This is a genomic window from Bradyrhizobium sp. 215_C5_N1_1 (assembly GCF_052075935.1).
Classification (GTDB): Bacteria; Pseudomonadota; Alphaproteobacteria; order Rhizobiales; family Xanthobacteraceae; genus Bradyrhizobium; species Bradyrhizobium barranii.
Map to the genome: position 1 here is coordinate 2,041,883 of NZ_CP197228.1, position 18,995 is coordinate 2,060,877.

General features: G+C 65.8%; 15 protein-coding genes. All 15 read left to right on the forward strand.

All coding sequences use genetic code 11. The annotated features are described in order from the left end of the window. The first annotated feature begins 43 nt into the window (after positions 1 to 43). Complete coding sequence (locus AB7G19_RS09615) at positions 44 to 1,516, forward strand: UDP-N-acetylmuramoyl-L-alanyl-D-glutamate--2,6-diaminopimelate ligase (RefSeq protein ID WP_085399273.1); 1,473 nt, start codon at positions 44 to 46, stop codon at positions 1,514 to 1,516. After that, positions 1,513 to 2,892 carry a UDP-N-acetylmuramoyl-tripeptide--D-alanyl-D-alanine ligase gene (locus AB7G19_RS09620; RefSeq protein ID WP_085399274.1) on the forward strand — a complete coding sequence of 460 codons (1,380 nt, stop codon included), beginning with the start codon at positions 1,513 to 1,515 and terminating at the stop codon, positions 2,890 to 2,892. Before AB7G19_RS09615 ends, AB7G19_RS09620 begins: the two co-directional genes overlap by 4 nt. Positions 2,893 to 3,052: 160 nt before the next feature. Continuing rightward, positions 3,053 to 4,156: a phospho-N-acetylmuramoyl-pentapeptide-transferase gene (gene mraY / locus AB7G19_RS09625; RefSeq protein WP_014492955.1), complete on the forward strand. Its 1,104-nt coding sequence runs from the start codon at positions 3,053 to 3,055 to the stop codon at positions 4,154 to 4,156. Between the two features lie 7 nt (positions 4,157 to 4,163). After that, the gene (gene murD, locus AB7G19_RS09630; RefSeq protein WP_085399275.1) at positions 4,164 to 5,564 is read left to right on the forward strand and encodes a UDP-N-acetylmuramoyl-L-alanine--D-glutamate ligase; all 1,401 of its coding nucleotides are present in this window, start codon (positions 4,164 to 4,166) and stop codon (positions 5,562 to 5,564) included. A 236-nt stretch (positions 5,565 to 5,800) separates the two neighbouring features. Next, complete coding sequence (ftsW, locus tag AB7G19_RS09635; protein ID WP_063981538.1) at positions 5,801 to 6,952, forward strand: putative lipid II flippase FtsW; 1,152 nt, start codon at positions 5,801 to 5,803, stop codon at positions 6,950 to 6,952. A 177-nt stretch (positions 6,953 to 7,129) separates the two neighbouring features. Then, positions 7,130 to 8,230 (forward strand): undecaprenyldiphospho-muramoylpentapeptide beta-N-acetylglucosaminyltransferase, encoded by a 1,101-nt coding sequence (gene murG, locus AB7G19_RS09640; RefSeq protein WP_085399277.1) that lies wholly within the window; start codon positions 7,130 to 7,132, stop codon positions 8,228 to 8,230. A 120-nt stretch (positions 8,231 to 8,350) separates the two neighbouring features. Next, positions 8,351 to 9,754 (forward strand): UDP-N-acetylmuramate--L-alanine ligase, encoded by a 1,404-nt coding sequence (gene murC, locus AB7G19_RS09645; protein ID WP_085399289.1) that lies wholly within the window; start codon positions 8,351 to 8,353, stop codon positions 9,752 to 9,754. Next, entirely contained in the window at positions 9,751 to 10,005 is a 255-nt protein-coding gene (locus AB7G19_RS09650) for a hypothetical protein (RefSeq protein WP_135214113.1), read from the forward strand. The genes murC and AB7G19_RS09650 overlap by 4 nt, the downstream gene beginning before the upstream one ends. Further along, entirely contained in the window at positions 10,002 to 10,922 is a 921-nt protein-coding gene (gene murB / locus AB7G19_RS09655) for a UDP-N-acetylmuramate dehydrogenase (RefSeq protein ID WP_085399278.1), read from the forward strand. Before AB7G19_RS09650 ends, murB begins: the two co-directional genes overlap by 4 nt. A 22-nt stretch (positions 10,923 to 10,944) precedes the next feature. Continuing rightward, positions 10,945 to 11,931 carry a D-alanine--D-alanine ligase family protein gene (locus AB7G19_RS09660; RefSeq protein WP_085399279.1) on the forward strand — a complete coding sequence of 329 codons (987 nt, stop codon included), beginning with the start codon at positions 10,945 to 10,947 and terminating at the stop codon, positions 11,929 to 11,931. A gap of 350 nt (positions 11,932 to 12,281) precedes the next feature. Further along, on the forward strand, positions 12,282 to 13,310 hold the full coding sequence (locus tag AB7G19_RS09665) for a cell division protein FtsQ/DivIB (protein ID WP_085399280.1): 1,029 nt from the start codon (positions 12,282 to 12,284) through the stop codon (positions 13,308 to 13,310). After that, positions 13,307 to 14,629, forward strand: coding sequence for a cell division protein FtsA (gene ftsA, locus AB7G19_RS09670; protein WP_071910400.1), 1,323 nt, complete (start codon positions 13,307 to 13,309; stop codon positions 14,627 to 14,629). Before AB7G19_RS09665 ends, ftsA begins: the two co-directional genes overlap by 4 nt. 87 nt (positions 14,630 to 14,716) lie before the next feature. Further along, positions 14,717 to 16,510 carry a cell division protein FtsZ gene (gene ftsZ / locus AB7G19_RS09675; protein ID WP_085399281.1) on the forward strand — a complete coding sequence of 598 codons (1,794 nt, stop codon included), beginning with the start codon at positions 14,717 to 14,719 and terminating at the stop codon, positions 16,508 to 16,510. A gap of 364 nt (positions 16,511 to 16,874) precedes the next feature. After that, positions 16,875 to 17,837, forward strand: coding sequence for a UDP-3-O-acyl-N-acetylglucosamine deacetylase (lpxC, locus tag AB7G19_RS09680; protein WP_085399282.1), 963 nt, complete (start codon positions 16,875 to 16,877; stop codon positions 17,835 to 17,837). A 259-nt stretch (positions 17,838 to 18,096) separates the two neighbouring features. Next, on the forward strand, positions 18,097 to 18,984 hold the full coding sequence (locus AB7G19_RS09685; protein WP_085399283.1) for an outer membrane protein assembly factor BamD: 888 nt from the start codon (positions 18,097 to 18,099) through the stop codon (positions 18,982 to 18,984). Positions 18,985 to 18,995 lie beyond the last annotated feature (11 nt).

Consider the following 18,995-nt stretch of genomic DNA (forward strand, 5'->3'; position numbering starts at 1 on the left):
TCCGAAGATCCGGCTTTCCGGACGGCATGTCGACTGGAAGACCATGAAGCTGCGCGACCTCCTAGGTCAGGACGTTCCAGGCAATGATGCCGCAATCGAGCCCGCTGTCGCGGCGCTCGATGTGACCGGCGTTGCGCTCGACAGCCGTATGGTCAAGTCAGGTGATCTCTTCTTCGCGCTCGCGGGCAGCAAGACCGACGGCGCGCGCTTCGTCGATGCCGCGATTGCAGCAGGCGCGGTGGCGATCGTCGGCGACCATGCACCTGATGGCAGCAAGGTGCCGTTCGTCACGGTGGCCAATCCGCGCCGCGCGCTGGCGCTGGCCGCGGCCAAATTCTTCCCCGCACAGCCGGCGACCATCGCGGCGGTGACCGGCACCAGCGGCAAGACCTCGGTCGCCGCGTTCACGCGCCAGATCTGGGAACGGCTGGGGCATGCCTCCGCCAGCATCGGCACCATCGGTCTCGTCTCGCCCAGGCGCACCGTCTACGGTTCGCTGACGACGCCGGATCCGATCGCGCTGCACCGGCAGCTCGATGAGATCGCGCGCGAAGGCGTGACGCATCTCGCCTTCGAGGCGTCCTCGCACGGGCTCGACCAGTACCGCCTCGACGGCGTGCGTGTCTCCGCCGGCGGCTTCACCAATCTCTCGCGCGACCACATGGATTACCATCCAACCGTCGCGCATTATCTCGCAGCAAAACTCCGCCTGTTCCGCGAACTGGTCCCGGCGGATGGCGCGGCGGTGATCTCCGCCGACCATGATTGCTCGGCGGAAGCAATCAATGCTGCCAGGTCGCACGGCCTGCGCGTGATGGCGGTCGGCCGCAACGGCGACGGGGCAGGCGCGGGCATTCGTCTCGCCGCGGCCGAGGTCGAAGGTTTTTCGCAAGTCCTTGCCGTCGAACATCGCGGCAAGCGTTATGCGGTCCGGCTGCCGCTGGCCGGCGAATTCCAGATCGAGAACGCACTGGTGTCGGCCGGTCTGGCGATCGGCACCGGCAGCGATCCGGCCAACGTGTTTGCGAGCCTCGAACATCTCGAAGGCGCCAAGGGTCGGCTCGAGCGCGTCGGCGAGCGCAACGGTGCGCCGATCTTCGTCGACTACGCCCACAAGCCCGACGCGTTGGAGAAGGCGTTGCAGGCTTTGCGGCCTTACGCAAAACGCCGGCTGGTCGTCGTGTTCGGCGCGGGCGGCGATCGCGATGCCGGCAAGCGCCCGATCATGGGCGAGATCGCGGCCGAGAACGCCGACCGCGTCATCATCACCGACGACAATCCGCGCAGCGAGAAGCCGGAAGCCATTCGCGCCGAAATCCTCGCGACTGCAAAAGGTGCCCGCGAAATCGGCGACCGTGCCGCGGCGATCCGCACCGCGATCGAGGAGTTGGAAGACGGCGATGCGCTGCTCGTCGCCGGCAAGGGCCACGAGACCGGACAGATCGTCGGCGGCGAGGTGCTGCCCTTCAGTGATCACGAGGCGGTCGCCGCCGCATTAGCGTCGAGGGATGCATGAGCGCGCCAATATGGACGGTTGCCGAAGTGGCGCGTGCGCTGGGCGCTGCGGGATCATTTCCGGACACGCCGATCGACTTCGTCACCCAGGACAGCCGCCTGGTGAAGCCGGGCTGCCTGTTCGTCGCGCTCAGCGGTACGCCGAGCGGCGGCTTTATCTCGGCCTTCGCCAGCGCGCGCGACGGCTGGGAGTTCGCCGACAAGGCGGAAGCATCGGGCGCGGTCGCGATGATCGTGCCGCATGAGATCGCCGGCATCCGCATTCCCCAGATCGTCGTCAAGGACACGCTGATCGATGGTCTCTGGGGCCTCGCACGCGCCGCACGCGCCCGTTTCAACGGACCGGTGATCGGACTCACCGGCAGCGCGGGCAAGACCAGCACCAAGGAATTCCTTGCAGCCTACCCCGGCGCCTATGCCAGCCCATCGAGCTTCAACAATTTCTGGGGCGTGCCGCTGACGCTGTGCAATGCGAGGCCTGACGCCAGCCTCTGGGTCGTCGAGATGGGCATGAACCAGACCGGCGAGATCGCGCGGCTCAGCGAGCTGACGCGGCCGACCGTCGCGCTCGTCGTCAACGTTCAGCCGGTGCATCTGGAAAAGCTCGGCTCGCTCGAAGCCATCAGGCGCGAGAAGGTGTCGATCGCGCTCGGCCTGCCCGAGGATGGCGTGCTGGTGCTGCCTGCCGGGATCAAGGCGCCGGACTGGAAGGGCAAGGTCGTACGGTTCGGCGAGAAAACCGAGGTGCACGAGGTCGCGCACGCGCCGCATGGCGAGAGCTGGCAGGTCGTGGCCGCGCTCGGCAAGAAGGAGATCGCCTTCAGCCTGACGCCGGGCGCACCGCACCGCGTGCAGAATGCGCTTGCGGCGCTCGCTTCGATCCGCGCCGCGAACCTCGATGCGGCGACGCTCGCGATCAAGCTCGACCGGGTCGGCATCATGACCGGCCGCGGCGTCGAGCAGGCGATTGGCGGCGTCACCGTGATCGACGACAGTTTCAACGGCAATCCGGCCAGCGTGGCTGCTGCACTGCAAAGCCTCCAGGCGCGCAACGTGACCGGCGGCCGTCGCATTGCGGTGCTCGGCGACATGCTGGAACTGGGCGATGACGCACCAAGCTACCATACGGCCCTCGCCAAGCATCTCGACGGCATCGACGGCGTTTACTGCGTAGGTCCCTTGATGCGCCATCTCTACGAGGTGTTGCCGGCGGGCAAGGGCCTGGGCTGGCACGACGACCCCGTCACGCTGAAGCCGGGCGAGGTCGCAAATCTGCTGAGGGCAGGCGATGTCGTGGTTGTCAAGGGCAGCAAGAAGATGTTCTGGGTCAACAAGTTTGTGCCGGGCCTAGTGGCCGCCTTGCAGGCAAAGGCGTAAACTGCTTGGAAGGCGCTGTTCCCGAATCCCACCCTTTGCGGCGCGAAGCCGTCCGTTTTCCCAGAGGTCGCCCGACCCATGAAGAAGACCCGCGAATGCGCGTGAGGCAAGTCAAGGCCAACACCAAGGCCGCGTGCAAAGGCGCCATAGGACCGTCTGAATGTTTTACTGGCTGATCGAGCTCTCCAACACATTTCCCGGCTTCGGTGCCGTTCGCACCTTCCTGAACGTCTTCCGCTACATCACCTTCCGCACCGGCGGCGCCGTCGTCACCGGCGCGCTGTTCGTGTTCCTGTTCGGGCCCTGGATCATCGACCATCTGCGCATCCGTCAGGGCAAGGGCCAGCCGATCCGGACCGACGGCCCGCAATCGCATCTCGCCAAGAAAGGCACGCCCACCATGGGCGGGCTGATGATCCTGTCCGGCCTCACGGTCGGCACCGTGCTGTGGGCCAATCCGCTCAACCCCTATGTCTGGATCGTGCTGGCGGTGACGCTCGGCTTCGGCTTCGTCGGTTTCTATGACGATTACCTCAAGGTGACCAAGCAGACCACGACGGGCTTCGGCAGCAAGCTGCGCCTGCTGATCGAGGCAGCCATCGCGCTGGTCGCCTGCTATGCGCTGGTGCGGTTGAACCGCGATCCCGCGTCGACCGCGCTGACGATTCCCTTCCTCAAGGACACCGTGCTGCATTTCGGCTGGTTCTTCGTCGTGTTCGGCGCCTTCGTCATCGTCGGCGCCGGCAACGCGGTGAACCTCACCGACGGTCTCGACGGTCTTGCCATCGTTCCCGTGATGATCGCGACCGCGAGCTTTGCGATGATCGCCTATCTCGCCGGCAACGCGGTGTTCGCCGACTATCTCCAGATCAAATATGTCGCGGGAACCGGCGAACTCGCGGTGCTCTGCGGCGCGCTGCTGGGCGCCGGTCTCGGGTTCCTCTGGTTCAACGCGCCGCCGGCCTCGATCTTCATGGGCGACACCGGCTCGCTCGCGCTCGGCGGCATGCTCGGCGCAATCGCGGTCGCGGTGAAGCACGAGATCGTGCTCGCGGTGATCGGCGGCCTGTTCGTGCTGGAAGCGGTTTCCGTCATCGTGCAGGTGGTGTCGTTCAAGCTCACCGGCAAACGCATCTTCCGGATGGCGCCGATCCATCACCATTTCGAGCAGCTCGGCTGGACCGAACCGCAGATCGTGATCCGGTTCTGGATCATCTCGGTGATGCTGGCGCTCGCCGGCTTGTCGACGCTGAAGCTGCGGTGATCGATCGATGATCCCGGTCACATCCTTCGCCGGCAAGACGGTCGCGGTGTTCGGCCTCGGCGGCTCGGGGCTTGCGTCCTGTCACGCGTTGAAAGCGGGCGGCGCTGAGGTGATTGCCGCCGACGACAGTGCCGAGAACGTCGCCAAGGCCGCGCAAGCGGGTTTCGTCACCGCCGATTTGCGCAACGTCTCCTGGGCGAATTTCGCAGCCCTCGTGCTCGCGCCCGGCGTGCCGCTGACGCATCCGGTGCCGCACTGGAGCGTGCTGAAGGCGCGCGAGGCCGGCTGCGAGGTGATCGGCGATATCGAGCTGTTCTGCCGCGAGCGGCGGCGGCACGCGCCGAACGCGCCATTCGTCGCGATCACCGGCACCAACGGCAAGTCGACCACGACGGCGCTGATTGCGCATCTCACAAAGGTCGCCGGCTACGACACCCAGATGGGCGGCAATATCGGCACCGCGATCCTGTCGCTGGAGCCGCCGCGCACGGGCCGCGTCCATGTCATCGAGATGTCGTCCTACCAGATCGACCTCACGCCCTCGCTCGATCCCTCCGTCGGCATCCTGCTCAATGTCAGCGAGGACCACATCGACCGTCACGGCACCCTCGCGCATTACGCTGCGGTGAAGGAGCGTCTCGTCGCCGGCGTGCAGGCGGGTGGCACCTCGATCGTCGGCGTCGACGATGGCTTCTGCCGCGACATCGCCGACCGGCTCGACCGTGCCGGCAAGAACGTGGTGCGGATCTCCGTCAAGAACCCGCTGGCCTCCGGCATCCATGTCGAGCACGGCACCATCGTGCGCACCGCGGGCGGCGCGCGGAGCGAGGTCGCAAAGCTCGGCGGCATCGGCTCGCTGCGCGGCCAGCACAACGCGCAGAACGCGGCCTGCGCCGCCGCCGCCGCGCTCGCGATGGGCATCAGCCTCGATGTGCTGCAGAACGGCCTGCGCAGCTTTCCCGGCCTCGCGCATCGCATGGAGCAGGTCGGCCGCCGCGGCAACGTGCTGTTCGTCAACGACTCCAAGGGCACCAATGCGGATGCCACGGCGCATGCGCTGTCGTCCTTTTCGGAAATCTTCTGGATCGCCGGCGGCAAGCCCAAGGCGGGTGGCATCACTGGCCTGACCGGCTTCTTCCCACGCATCCGCAAGGCCTATCTGATCGGCGAGGCCGCGCAGGAGTTTTCGGGAACGCTGGGCACGCAGGTGGCGCACGAGATCAGCCAGACGCTGGACATCGCCGTCGAGCACGCCGCGCGCGATGCCGAAGCCTCGGGCCTCGCGGATGCAGTGGTGCTGCTGTCACCCGCCTGCGCGTCCTTCGACCAGTACCGCAATTTCGAGATCCGCGGCACCAAGTTCCGCGAGCTGGTACAGGCGCTGCCGGGTGTGAAGCCGGTGGTGTAGGGCGCGGCTACTCCTTGCTCCGCTGTCGTCGCCCGGCTTGACCGGGCGACCCAGTATCCCAGAGGCGGTGCTTGAGCCGGGAGGCCACGGCGTACTGGATGCCCCGGTCAAGCCGGGGCATGACGAGCATGTGAGGTCGGCGCTCGCTCCTATCTCCAAACATCCGCGTTTCCTTAACCCCCCGGTAACCAACCTCGGCGACCAATGGACCGACCTCTGTCCGAAAGCGGCCGCCCATGCTCTCCCGTGAAGAACGCACCCCCTTTTCCGAGTGGTGGTGGACCGTCGACAAGCCGCTGATGGGCGCCATCCTGGCGCTGATGCTCACCGGCGTGATCCTGTCGCTGGCGGCGAGCCCGCCGGTCGCGACCCGCATCGGGCTCGATCCGTTCCACTTCTTCAGCCGGCACGTGATGTTCCTGGCGCCGTCCTGCCTGGTGCTGCTCGGGGTGTCCTTCCTGACGCCGCGCGCGATCCGCCGCTCGGCCCTGATCATCTTCGCGGCCAGCATCATCCTGATCGTGCTGACGCTCGCGATCGGCCCCGAAGTGAAGGGATCGCGGCGCTGGATCACGCTGCTCGGCGTCAACATCCAGGCCTCCGAAGTTGCAAAGCCGTCGTTCGTCGTCATCGCCGCCTGGCTGTTCGCGGAATCGACCAGGCGGCCGGAGATGCCGGCGACCTCGATGGCGCTGGTGCTGCTCTTGATGCTGGTCTCGCTGCTGGTGATGGAGCCCGATTTCGGTCAGACCATGCTGATCCTGATGGTGTGGGGCTCGCTGTTCTTCATCGCGGGCATGCGCATGATCTGGGTGTTCGGCCTGGCGGGCGCCGCCGCTGCCGGTCTGTTCAGCGCTTATCTGTTCGTCCCGCACGTCGCCGGCCGCATCAAGCGTTTCATGAATCCGGCTTCCGGCGACACCTTCCAGGTCGATACCGCCATGGAAGCTTTCTACAACGGCGGATGGTTCGGGCTCGGGCCGGGCGAGGGCATCGCCAAGCGCAGCCTGCCGGACAGTCATACCGACTTCGTGTTCGCGGTTGCCGCCGAGGAATTCGGCATCATCCTGTGCCTCGCGATGCTGGCGCTGTTCGCTTTCGTCGTGATCCGCACGCTGTCGCGCGCCTACGCCAATGAGGACATGTTCTCGCGCTTTGCGGCGTCCGGCCTTGCGATCCTGTTCGGCGTGCAGGCCGCGATCAACATGTCGGTCAACCTCCAGCTCATCCCCGCCAAGGGCATGACGCTGCCCTTCATCTCCTATGGTGGCTCCTCGATCGTGTCGCTGGCCTATGGTGTCGGCATGATGCTGGCGCTGACGCGGCTGCGCCCGCGGACTGAAGTTGAGGCGAGCGGCCACGCCGAGGCGATGCGCAGTTACGCGTGACCCTCTCGTGTCCCGGACAAGCGTAGCGAAGCGGAGCGCAGAGCCGGGACCCAGAATGCCGCACCCATGGGCCCCGGTTCAGCAGCGCACCACGCCGCGAAGTGCGGCGCGCTGCGCTGCGCCCGGGGCACGAGCACGGCTCGCAATAGGCGCTTTTTCCCTGTAAATACCGCTACCATGGACACTTCCCCCCTGATTCTTCTCGCCGCGGGCGGCACTGGCGGCCATTTGTTTCCGGCCGAGGCGCTCGGTGTCGAGCTGATCCGGCGCGGCTTTCGCGTCCGCCTCGTCACAGACGAGCGGGCCCTGCGCTATAGCGGGCTGTTCAGCAAGGACATGATCGACGTCGTCTCGAGCGAGACCGCGCGTGGCCGCAATCCATTGCAGCTCGCCTATGCCGGCCTCACGCTCGCCGCAGGCACGCTGTCCGCCTACGGCCTGATCAGGCGATTGAAGCCCGTCGCCGTCGTCGGCTTCGGCGGCTATCCGACGCTGCCGCCGCTGGTCGCCGCGAAATTTGCGGGCGTGCCTAGCATCATCCACGACGCCAATGCGGTGCTCGGCCGCGCCAACCGGTTCCTGTCGAGCCGCGTCCGCGCCATCGCGACGTCCTTGCCCGGCGTGCTCGACCGCGATCCGGCGCTGGCAGGCAAGACCACAACCGTGGGCACGCCGATGCGTCCGGCGATCCTCGCCGCAGCCGCCGTGCCCTATGTCGCGCCTGAAGCGAACGGACCGCTGCGCCTGCTCGTCGTCGGCGGCAGCCAGGGCGCGCGCATCATGGCCGACATCGTCCCGGGTGCGATCGAGCGCCTTGAGCCTGCGCTGTGGAGCCGGCTCGTCCTCACCCAGCAGGTGCGCGACGAGGACATGGCGCGCGTGCGCGCGGTCTACGACAAGCTCAAGATCAATGCCGGGCTCGCGCCGTTCTTCACCGATCTGCCGGCGCGGCTCGCCTCCAACCATCTGGTGGTGTCGCGCTCCGGCGCCGGCACGGTCGCCGAACTCGCCGCGATCGGACGGCCCTCGATCCTGGTGCCGCTGCCCGGCTCGATCGACCAGGACCAGTTCGCCAATGCCGGCGTGCTGGCCAAGGTCGACGGCGCGATCCGTATCCCGCAGACCGAGTTCACCTCCGACCGGCTCGCCGCCGAGATCTCCGCCTTCGCCGCCGAGCCCGCGCGTCTTGCCTCCATGGCCGCAGCCGCGAAGGGGGCGGGGCGGCTCGATGCGGCCGAACGGTTGGCCGATCTGGTGGTCAAAGTCGCGGGAATCTGACGCGAAAAAGCCCTTGTCTTGGCCTTCCAAAGCGGGGCATCCAGTAACAACGGCGCGGCTGATTTGGCCGTGACCTTCGCCAGATGCCGCCTTTCCGGCGGCAAGGTCAGGGAACAGAGCATGAGACTGCCGCGCGAGATCGGACCCATCCACTTCGTCGGGATCGGCGGGATCGGCATGAGCGGCATCGCCGAGGTGCTGGTCAATCTCGGCTATGTCGTGCAGGGCTCGGACGCCTCCGACAATTACAATCTCGACCGTCTGCGCAAGGCAGGTGCAAAGGTCTCGGTCGGCCACAAGGCCGAGAATGTCGACGGCGCTGCGGTCGTCGTCGTCTCCACCGCGATCAAGCGCGACAATCCGGAACTGATGGCGGCGCGCGAACGCCGCATTCCCGTGGTGCGCCGCGCCGAGATGCTGGCCGAGCTGATGCGGCTGAAGAGCTGCGTCGCCATCGCCGGCACCCATGGCAAGACCACCACGACCACGATGGTCGCAACGCTGCTCGATGCCGGCGGCCTCGATCCCACCGTGATCAATGGCGGCATCATCAATGCCTATGGCTCGAATGCGCGCCTCGGTGCCGGCGACTGGATGGTGGTCGAAGCGGACGAGAGCGATGGCACGTTCCTGAAGCTGCCGACCGATGTCGCGATCGTCACCAATGTCGACCCTGAGCATCTCGATCACTTCAAGACCTTCGAGGCGGTGCAGGACGCGTTCCGGCATTTCGTCGAGAACCTGCCGTTCTACGGCTTCGCGGTGATGTGCATCGACCATCCCGTCGTGCAGAGCCTCGTCGGCAAGATCGAGGATCGCCGCATCATCACCTATGGCGAGAATCCGCAGGCCGATGTGCGGCTCGTCGATCTCACCCCGATGGGCGGTGGCTCCAAGTTCAAGGTCGCGTTTCGTGATCGCAAGACCGGCGCCGTGCACGAGATCGCCGATCTCATGTTGCCGATGCCGGGACGCCACAACGCCTCGAACGCGACGGCCGCGATTGCGGTCGCGCGCGAACTCGGCGTGTCGGACGAGGCGATTCGCAAGGCGATCGCAGGCTTCGGCGGCGTCAAGCGCCGCTTCACCAAGACCGGCGAGTGGAACGGCGTCACGGTGATCGACGATTACGGTCATCACCCCGTCGAGATCGCGGCAGTGCTGAAGGCGGCGCGGGAATCCACCAACGGCAAGATCGTCGCCGTGGTGCAGCCGCATCGCTACACCCGCCTGCAATCGCTTTTCGAGGAATTCTGCACCTGCTTCAACGATGCGGATGCGGTTGTTGTCGCCGATGTCTATGCCGCCGGCGAGGCGCCGATCGACGGCATCGACCGCGATCATTTCGTAGCCGGCCTGCGCGCCCATGGCCACCGCGAGGTGATCCCGCTGCCGGCAGCGCCGGAGCTTGCAGGTATCGTCAAGGGCCTGGCGAAGTCGGGCGATCTCGTCGTGTGTCTTGGTGCCGGCAACATCACGCAATGGGCGTATGCGCTGCCGGACCAGTTGAAGGCGCTCGGATGAGAGTACTCTGGCTGCAGCTAAGAGATGTTCCCGGTGGCTTCGGTATCACCGCTCGGGATTGGCAAGATGCGATGTATCTTCTAGCCGAAGCAAGGCAGGTTCTGAAGGGACGACCGATAGAAGAGCCGATGATCGAGAGCTGGACGGACGTGCGAAGCATTGATGAACTTGATCAAGACCATGTTGTTCCAAACATGGGCACGATGCTTCATCGTGGTGTCTGGTTTCCAAACCTTCCGTACGTCCAATGAGCTTTCCCGACATCACACCCGAGCTCAAAGCCGCAATGCCGCAACTTCGCGGACGACTGCTCGCCAACCAGTCGCTCGCCGAGCTCACCTGGTTTCGCGTCGGTGGTCCCGCGCAGGTGCTGTTCACGCCGGCGGATGAGGACGATCTCGCTTACTTCCTCGCGCATCTTGCGTCCGACATTCCCGTCTATGTCGTCGGCGTCGGCTCCAACCTGATCGTGCGCGACGGTGGCATTGCGGGCGTGGTGATTCGGCTGGCGCCGCGCGCCTTTGGCGAGGCGAGCGCGAGCGGCGATGTCGTCACCGCTGGAACTGCCGCGCTCGACAAGCGCGTGGCGGAAGTGGCGGCCTCCGCCAATATCGGCGGGCTCGAATTCTATTTCGGTATTCCCGGCACCATCGGCGGTGCGTTGCGCATGAATGCGGGCGCCAATGGCGGCGAGACCAAGGACGTGTTGATCGAGGCGACCGGCGTTGCAAGGGACGGCAGCAAGCACGTGTTCTCGAACGCCGACATGAAGTTCGTCTACCGCAACAGCGGCGTCGACCCCTCCATCATCTTCACCTCCGCGCGCTTTCGCGGCGAGATCAGGGATACTGATGCGATCCGCGCGCGCATGGCGGAGGTGCAGAACCACCGCGAGACCGCGCAGCCGATCCGCGAAAAGACCGGCGGCTCGACCTTCAAGAACCCGCCCGGCCATTCCGCCTGGGAGCTGGTCGACGCCGCCGGCTGCCGCGGCCTGCGCGTCGGCGGCGCGCAGGTCTCGGAGATGCACTGCAATTTCCTGATCAACACGGGCGATGCCACCGCGCACGACATCGAGACGCTGGGCGAGACCGTGCGCGAACGGGTGAAGGCAAACTCCGGAATTGGGCTACATTGGGAAATCAAGCGGATTGGAATTCCCGGCTAACCTGGACAGGCGACGAGAGAACATGCGCATCACCATCCTCTTCGGCGGCTCCAACCGGGAGCGTCTGGTTTCGGTCGCCTCAGCCCAGGCGTTACATCAGGCGCTGCCCGAGGCCGATCTCTGGTGGTGGGACGTCGAGGACAAGGTGCATGTCGTGCAGTCGAAGCAACTGCTCGAACACGCCCGTCCATTCGAGGACGAGTTCAAGCCCGGCACATCGGGCATTCCGCTGGGGCAGGCGCTCGACCAGGCCAAGACGGAAGGCCGCGTGCTGGTGCTCGGCCTGCATGGCGGGCGCGCGGAGAACGGCGAATTGCAGGTGATGTGCGAGGCGCGCGGCGTGCCCTTCACCGGCTCGGGCTCGGCCTCCTCGCATCTCGCCTTCGACAAGATCGCGGCCAAGCATTTTGCCGCGCTCGGCGGCGTGACGCCGCCGGAAAACGTTGCGCTTGAGAACATCGACGAGGCCTTCGCCGAATACGGCCGGCTGATCGCCAAGCCCGCGCGCGACGGCTCGAGCTACGGCCTGATCTTCGTCAATGCGAAGCAGGATCTCGTCGCGGTCCGCAATGCCGCGAAGCACGAAGACTATGTGATCGAGCCCTACATCGCAGGCGTCGAGGCGACCTGCGGCGTGCTGGAGCGCCCCGACGGCTCGATCATCTCGCTGCCGCCGATCGAAATCATTCCGGGCGAGGGCAATTTCGACTACGCCGCAAAATATCTCCTGAAGTCGACCCAGGAGATCTGCCCCGGGCGTTTTTCGCCCGAGATCACCGCTGCGCTGAAGGAGCAGGCGATGCTGGCGCATCGCGCGATGTCCTGCACCGGCTATTCCCGCTCGGACTTCATCGTCTCCGACAGGGGCCTGATCTATCTCGAGACCAACACGCTGCCCGGGTTGACCAAGTCCTCGCTCTACCCAAAGGCGCTGAAAGCCGAAGGCATCGCGTTCGTCGACTTCCTGCGCGGCCTGGTCGAGCTCGCCGGGCGGGGCGTAAGAAAATAATTAGGACTGGTTAACGGCCGAACCGGCGAAATGGCCGATTTTGGAAGCCAAAACCGGTAAAATGCCGGACATCGCGGCATAAATGCCTCACACGCCTGGGCAAAACGCATCCCGCGTTAACGAAGTTTACCTTTTGTTTACCAGGACGTCCGAAGGTTAACGCTGGCGGCGCATATGACGCTTTGGCTGCCGGCGCGTGGGCTGTTGCGGGTGATGTCACCTCCAGCGAACGCTTTGAAGGGGAGAGGTTTTCTTCTTCTGAAGACCAGCACCCGGCCCGGCAAGTCCGAGACGTCATGTTCGCCAGGACCCGCGCGATGTCGCGGGCTAACTGTTGACGAGCTCGTGCAATGGATGGTGCAGGAAGCCTCACTCGGTCGTTTCTGAGATCGCTGAGGCCCCAAGCTGACCTGAAGGCGGCCGCTATCGGAGCGGTCATGCTTCTGCGCGAGTGGGTGCAGGACAAGCGCGACGAGAAGCGCGCTGCCGCCCAGAACAAGATCAGGTCCAAGACCAAAGCCAAGCCCGTCGTCGAGCGCGAGCCGCCGCCGCGCGTGGTCGCGCTGGTCGAGCGCTATGCGCCGCGCCGGATCGGGATCACCATGACCGTTCTGCTGCTGGTCGGAAGCTGCGGCTTCGGCATCGTCAGGGGCGGCCACCTCCAGGATTTCATCGCGGCAGTCAGCGACACCCGCAACGCGCTGGCCAATTCCGCGGGCTTCCGCATTACCTCTGTCGTGATCAACGGCCGCAAGCAGCTCAGCCAGGACGAGATCCTCGCGGTCGGCGGGGTCAGCGGCCGCTCCTCGCTGCTGTTCCTCGACGCCGACGTCGTGCGCGACAAGCTCAAGGCCAATCCCTGGATCGCGGATGCGACCGTGCTGAAGCTCTATCCGGGCCGGCTCATGATCGACATCACCGAGCGCCAGGCGTTCGCGCTGTGGCAAGAGGCCGGCCGGCTCTCCGTCATCGCCGATGACGGCGCGGTGCTCGAGCCTTACGTCTCGCGCCGGTTCCTGTCGCTGCCGCTCGTGGTCGGCAAGGGCGCCGACACCCAGGCGCGCGATTTCCTGGCGCTGCTGGCGCGCTATCCGCAGATCAATTCGGTGACCAAGGCCGCGATCTATGTCGGCGAGCGGCGCTGGAACCTGAGGCTCAAGGATGGCCTCGACATCCGTCTGCCCGAGCAGGACGTCGGCAACGCCCTCGCGACGCTGTCCAGGCTCGACAAGGAGGACAAGCTGTTCTCCCGAGACATCGTCGCCGTCGACATGCGCCTGCCCGATCGCCTGGTGGTGCAGCTGTCCGACGACGCCGCCAAGGCGCGCGAGGACCTGTTCAAGGACAAGAAGAAAAAGAAGGCCGGGGACGCCGCATGACCGGTCTTGATCGCACCCAGACCCCGAAGACGCGCCCGATGCCGCACAAGCGCGGCGGCATCGTCGCCTGCCTCGATATCGGCACCAGCAAGATCGCCTGCATGATTGCGCGGCTGAGGCCGTCGGCGCCGAGCGAAGCCCTGCGCGACCGTACCCACGCGGTGGAGCTGATCGGTTACAGCCAGATCCAGTCGCGCGGCATGAAGGCCGGCGCGGTGATCGATCTTGCCGAATGCGAGCAGGCGGTACGCCAGGCCGTCGGGCTGGCGGAGAAGATGGCCAAGGTGCGGGTCGAGTCCGTGCTGCTGTCGGTCTCCGGCGGCCGGCTCTCCGGCCAGCTGGTCGAAGCTGCGGCCGACATCCGCGGCGGCGCGGTGACGCCCGCCGATGTCAGCCGCGTCACCTCGACCGGCATGCGCCACGCCACCGGCGAGGGCCGCACCGTGCTGCACGCGCTGCCGGTCGGCTATACGCTCGACGGCGTCAAGGGCATCCGCGATCCGCGTGGCATGGTCGCGCATCAGTTCGGCGTCGACATGAACGTCGTCACCTGCGAGGCCACCGTTGCCCGTAACCTGATGCTGGCGGTGGAGCGTTGCCACATCAATGTCGAAGCCATGGCGGCGAGCCCCTATGTGGCCGGCCTGTCGGTGCTGACCGACGACGAAGCCGACCTCGGCGCCGCCGTCGTCGAGATGGGCGCGGGCACCACCACCATCGCGGTCTATTCCGGCGGCCGCTTCGTGCATGCGGCGGGCTTTGCGGTCGGCGGGCAACACATCACGATGGATCTCGCGCGCGGACTCTCCGCGACCATTGCCGATGCCGAGCGAATCAAGACGTTATATGGGACCGTCATCACCGGCGGATCGGACTCGCGTGAGCTGATGTCTGTACCGACAGCCGGTGACGAGCAGGATCTGCCGCAGATCGTCTCCCGCGCCACCATCGCCAACATCGTCAAGCACCGTGCCGAGGAAGTCTTCGAAATGGTTCGGGACAAGCTGAAGGATTCGCCCTTCGCCTCAGAGCCCAACGGCCGCGTCGTGCTCTCCGGCGGCGCCTCGCAGCTGACCGGCCTCGTCGAACTCGGCACACAGATTCTCGGCCGGCCCGTGCGGGTCGGACGTCCGCTCGGTTTCGGCCGGCTGCCCAACGAGGCGAAGAACGCCGCGTTCGCGGTGCCGGCCGGGCTCCTCGTCTACCCGCAATATGTTCATCACGAGCATGTCGAACCGCGGCATACGCGGCAGCAGGTCAAGACAGGGACGGGCGGTTATTTTGGAAAGGTCGGACGATGGCTACGCGAGGGCTTCTGATGAACCGGTTCCGCAACCTTCGCATTTCACCAACTCCCGCGGCCGCCGGCCGGGGCGAACCCACGCGCGCGTGATCGAGAGGCAAACATGACCATCAGCATCAATGTTCCTGATATTCACGAATTGAAGCCCCGGATCACCGTGTTCGGCGTCGGTGGCGCCGGTGGCAACGCCGTCAACAACATGATCACGGCGGGCCTCCAGGGCGTCGACTTCGTGGTCGCCAACACCGACGCGCAGGCGCTGACGATGTCGAAGGCGCAGCGCATCGTGCAGATGGGCACGGCGGTCACGCAAGGCCTCGGCGCGGGTTCGCAGCCGAACGTCGGCGCGGCGGCGGCGGAAGAGGTGATCGATGAACTGCGCGACCATCTCTCGGGCGCCAACATGGTGTTCGTCACCGCCGGCATGGGCGGCGGCACCGGCACCGGTGCTGCTCCCGTCATCGCCAAGACCGCGCGCGACATGGGCATCCTCACCGTCGGCGTCGTGACCAAGCCGTTCCACTTCGAGGGCGGCCGCCGCATGCGCACCGCCGAGGCCGGCATCAACGAGCTGCACAAGGTCGTCGACACGCTCCTGATCATCCCGAACCAGAACCTGTTCCGGGTCGCCAACGAGAAGACCACTTTCGCCGACGCCTTCGCGATGGCCGACCAGGTGCTTTACTCCGGCGTTGCCTGCATCACCGACCTGATGGTCAAGGAAGGTCTGATCAACCTCGACTTCGCCGACGTTCGCGCCGTCATGCGCGAGATGGGCAAGGCGATGATGGGTACCGGCGAAGCTTCGGGTGACAAGCGCGCGCTGACCGCCGCTGAAGCCGCGATCGCCAACCCGCTGATCGACGATAGCTCGATGAAGGGTGCCAAGGGCCTCCTCATCTCGATCACCGGCGGCAAGGACCTCACCTTGTTCGAGGTTGACGAAGCCGCGACCCGCATCCGCGAGGAAGTCGATCAGGACGCCAACATCATCGTCGGCGCGACCTTCGACGAAGCGCTCGACGGCCTGATCCGCGTCTCGGTCGTCGCCACCGGCATCGAGCAGGCAACGATCGCCCGCAACACCCAGGCCACCAGCGCCCCGGTCGCGAACGCGGCGCCGCAGCAGATCCAGCAGGTGCAGCAGGCTCCCGCTGCTCCGGCCGCTGCCGAGAGCCGTCTCGCCGACCTGACCGCGCGTCTGCGCGCCGACAATCAGCGCATGGCCGAGCGCGCCCAGAAGCTGGAAGCCCAGATCCCGGCCGCCGCCCCGACCGCGCCGCGTCCGAATGTCGAGCGCGCCGCGCTGGCCGCCATCGCGGCTGCCGTTGCCGAGGTCCCGCAGGCGCCCGCGCCGATGCAGACCTATGGCGACGTCACGGTACGCCCGATCGCGCAGAAGCCGACGCTGTTTCCGGAGCCTGACATGGCCCCGGTCGCGATGCAGGAGCCGATGACGCCGGAAACCTTCATCCCGCCGCAGGCCGAGCGTGGGCCGGTCCGTGCACCGCGGATGCCGCGTATCGACGAACTGCCGATGCCGGCCCAGGCCGAGCTTCGCCAGGCCCGCGGCGAGGTTGAAGAAGAGACCCCGCAGAAGACCCGCCTGTCGTTGCTCCAGCGCCTCGCCAATGTCGGCCTCGGCCGCCGCGACGAGGAGAGTGAGGCGCCGGTCGCAGCCCGCACCGCCGGTCCCGCGATGCCGCCGCTGCCCGATCGCCGGCCCCAGAAGAGCGTGGCGCAGCAGATCGCGGCGAGCGAGCCGGTATCGGAGTATGCCCGCCGTCCTGCGCCTCAGGGCCTGGACATGCATGGCCGCCCGGCGCCTGTTGCGCCGGCGCCACAGGGTGACGACCATCTTGATATCCCGGCCTTCCTGAGGCGTCAGGCGACCTGAGGATTGTTACAATAGGGCTGACGAAAAAAGGTCCCGGCGGGAAGCTTGCCGGGACCTTTCCTTTGGTCCCGTGCATGCCCGGATTGCGGCATCAAACAACTGATTTTAAATCATTAATTACGCATTTGGTGGTTCAGTAAAACTGCCGATAACGGTCCCAAACTCCGGCGCAATTTGGTTAAGCCTTGGCGCGAATACGGCAGGTTTGGGGTAACAATCGGTAAAAAAGCGTGAGTTGGCGCTGTTTGAGGCTGTGACTATGGTTTGCCGTGACTTGGGGATACGGAGATTCGCAACCGTCGGCACTGGCCGGCCAAGCGGGCCTAGTATAAGTCGCAGTGGGTCGTAGTGGGGCGGATTCCTGATGAAATTTAGCCGGCAAACAACGCTTCGTGCGCAAGCCACAGTGGCCGGCGTTGGCGTTCATTCCGGGCTTCCCGTCACTCTCACGCTTGGGCCTGCGCCCGTCGATGCGGGGTTTGTTTTTGTCCGCACCGGCCTCGAGGGAAGTGACCGTGAGATTCAGGCGACCGCCGACCAGGTGATCGCGACCGACTTCGCCACCGTCCTCGGCGATCGTGACGGCCCGTTGGTTTCGACCGCCGAGCACGTGCTTGCGGCGCTGCGGGGCATGGGCGTCGACAACGCCACCATCGAGATCGACGGACCGGAAGTGCCGATCATGGACGGCAGCGCCGCGGCCTTCATTGCCGCGATCGACCAGGCCGGCATCGTCAGCCAGCCGGCACAGCGCCGCTTCATTCAGGTTTTGAAGCCGATCTCGGCCAAGGTCGGTGACTCCTTCGGCGAGATCCGGCCCTACGCCAACGGGTTCCGCGTTGATATCGAGATCGACTTCACCAATCCCGTCATCGGCCAGCAGAGCTACGGCTTCGACCTGAGCCCGGAGCGCTTCCGCCGCGAAGTCGGTCGCGCCCGGACTTTCGGCCTGATGTGCGACGTTGCCCGGCTCTGGAGCGCGGGTTACGCACTCGGCGCCTCCTTCGACAATACCGTCGTGTTCGACGACGAGCGGCTGCTCAACACCGAGGGCCTGCGCTACGCCGATGAATGCGCCCGCCACAAGGTGCTGGACGTGATCGGTGATCTCGCGCTGGCCGGCCTGCCGCTGCTTGGCGCCTACCGCTCGGTGCGTGGCGGTCACAAGCTCAACCACGCTGTCCTGACCGCGCTGCTCGCCGACCGTACCGCCTGGCGGGTGGTCGAGGGCGAGGCGGTCCGCCGCGCCACGCGTCCCGTGGGCGAAGTCGGTCGCGGCATCGTCGGCGGGCGGATCGCCGCAGCCTACGGGCCGGACGTGTCCTGAAGAGACCTGTCGCCACTGGCGTTCTGTTGCCGCCGGCGTTTGGCGGCGGCTCCCGGGAAACTCCTGGTAACGATGATCGGCTAGGATTGCGGCGCGTTCGCCTTAATCCGGGCGAAATGCCTGCCTATCCGGTTGGTTCGAGATCGTTTTTCGGTTACACGGCGTGGTCGCATGGCAGGCGCCACGGCTACATTTCGCGCCCATGACGGGGTTCATGGGCTGGCGGACACCGCATCACAGGGCGTCAGGGCTTAAATTCATGTCGGCACAGCGTATGACGCGCGGATATCTCTCGGTCTCGCCTGGAGTCCGCGGGCTGCTTCAAGCCGCCACCTTCTTGGTGCTCGCGCTGCCGCTGGCCGGCTGCGGCACCGGCGCGCTCTGGGACAAGTTCACCGCCAAGGACGACACCTTCACCGAGGAGCCCGCCGACAAGATCTATAATGAGGGCCTGTACCTCATGAACGAGAAGAAGGACATGAAGGGGGCGAACAAGAAGTTCGAAGAGGTCGACCGCCAGCATCCTTATTCCGACTGGGCCCGCAAATCGCTGTTGATGTCGGCCTATGCCTCCTACCAGGGCGGCGACTATGACGGCTGCATCGGCGCCGCGACCCGCTACGTCACGCTGCATCCCGGCAGCCCGGACGCGGCCTATGCGCAATACCTGATCGCCGCCTCCCATTACGATCAGATCCCGGACATCAGCCGCGACCAGGCCCGCACCGAGAAGGCGATCGCCGCGCTGGAAGAGGTGAACCGCAAATATCCGAACTCGGAATATGCGACCTCGGCCAAGGCCAAGATCGAGGGTGCGCGCGACCAGCTCGCCGGCAAGGAGATGAATGTCGGCCGCTATTACATGCAGAAGCGCGACTACACGGCCGCGATCAACCGCTACAAGGCCGTCGTCACGCAGTACCAGACCACCCGCCATGTCGAGGAGGCTCTGTTCCGGCTCACCGAGGCCTATATGACGATCGGCATCGTCGCCGAGGCGCAGACCGCAGCCGCGGTGCTTGGCCACAATTTTCCTGACAGCCGCTGGTACAAGGACGCCTATAATCTTGTAAAATCCGGGGGTCTCGAGCCGAGCGAGAATCAGGGTTCCTGGATGAGCAGGGCCTTCAAGAAGATAGGCCTATAGTCTCGGCTAGG

Bases quoted from the DNA above. Each gene is read 5' to 3' on its own strand.
- murB (WP_085399278.1), top strand. From the start codon at position 10,002: ATGAGCTTTCCCGACATCACACCCGAGCTCAAAGCCGCAATGCCGCAA.
- AB7G19_RS09685 (WP_085399283.1), top strand. From the start codon at position 18,097: ATGTCGGCACAGCGTATGACGCGCGGATATCTCTCGGTCTCGCCTGGA.
- murD (WP_085399275.1), top strand. From the start codon at position 4,164: ATGATCCCGGTCACATCCTTCGCCGGCAAGACGGTCGCGGTGTTCGGC.
- murG (WP_085399277.1), top strand. From the start codon at position 7,130: ATGGACACTTCCCCCCTGATTCTTCTCGCCGCGGGCGGCACTGGCGGC.
- murC (WP_085399289.1), top strand. From the start codon at position 8,351: ATGAGACTGCCGCGCGAGATCGGACCCATCCACTTCGTCGGGATCGGC.
- ftsA (WP_071910400.1), top strand. From the start codon at position 13,307: ATGACCGGTCTTGATCGCACCCAGACCCCGAAGACGCGCCCGATGCCG.
- AB7G19_RS09665 (WP_085399280.1), top strand. From the start codon at position 12,282: ATGGATGGTGCAGGAAGCCTCACTCGGTCGTTTCTGAGATCGCTGAGG.
- AB7G19_RS09615 (WP_085399273.1), top strand. From the start codon at position 44: ATGAAGCTGCGCGACCTCCTAGGTCAGGACGTTCCAGGCAATGATGCC.
- AB7G19_RS09620 (WP_085399274.1), top strand. From the start codon at position 1,513: ATGAGCGCGCCAATATGGACGGTTGCCGAAGTGGCGCGTGCGCTGGGC.
- ftsZ (WP_085399281.1), top strand. From the start codon at position 14,717: ATGACCATCAGCATCAATGTTCCTGATATTCACGAATTGAAGCCCCGG.
- lpxC (WP_085399282.1), top strand. From the start codon at position 16,875: ATGAAATTTAGCCGGCAAACAACGCTTCGTGCGCAAGCCACAGTGGCC.
- ftsW (WP_063981538.1), top strand. From the start codon at position 5,801: ATGCTCTCCCGTGAAGAACGCACCCCCTTTTCCGAGTGGTGGTGGACC.
- mraY (WP_014492955.1), top strand. From the start codon at position 3,053: ATGTTTTACTGGCTGATCGAGCTCTCCAACACATTTCCCGGCTTCGGT.
- AB7G19_RS09660 (WP_085399279.1), top strand. From the start codon at position 10,945: ATGCGCATCACCATCCTCTTCGGCGGCTCCAACCGGGAGCGTCTGGTT.
- AB7G19_RS09650 (WP_135214113.1), top strand. From the start codon at position 9,751: ATGAGAGTACTCTGGCTGCAGCTAAGAGATGTTCCCGGTGGCTTCGGT.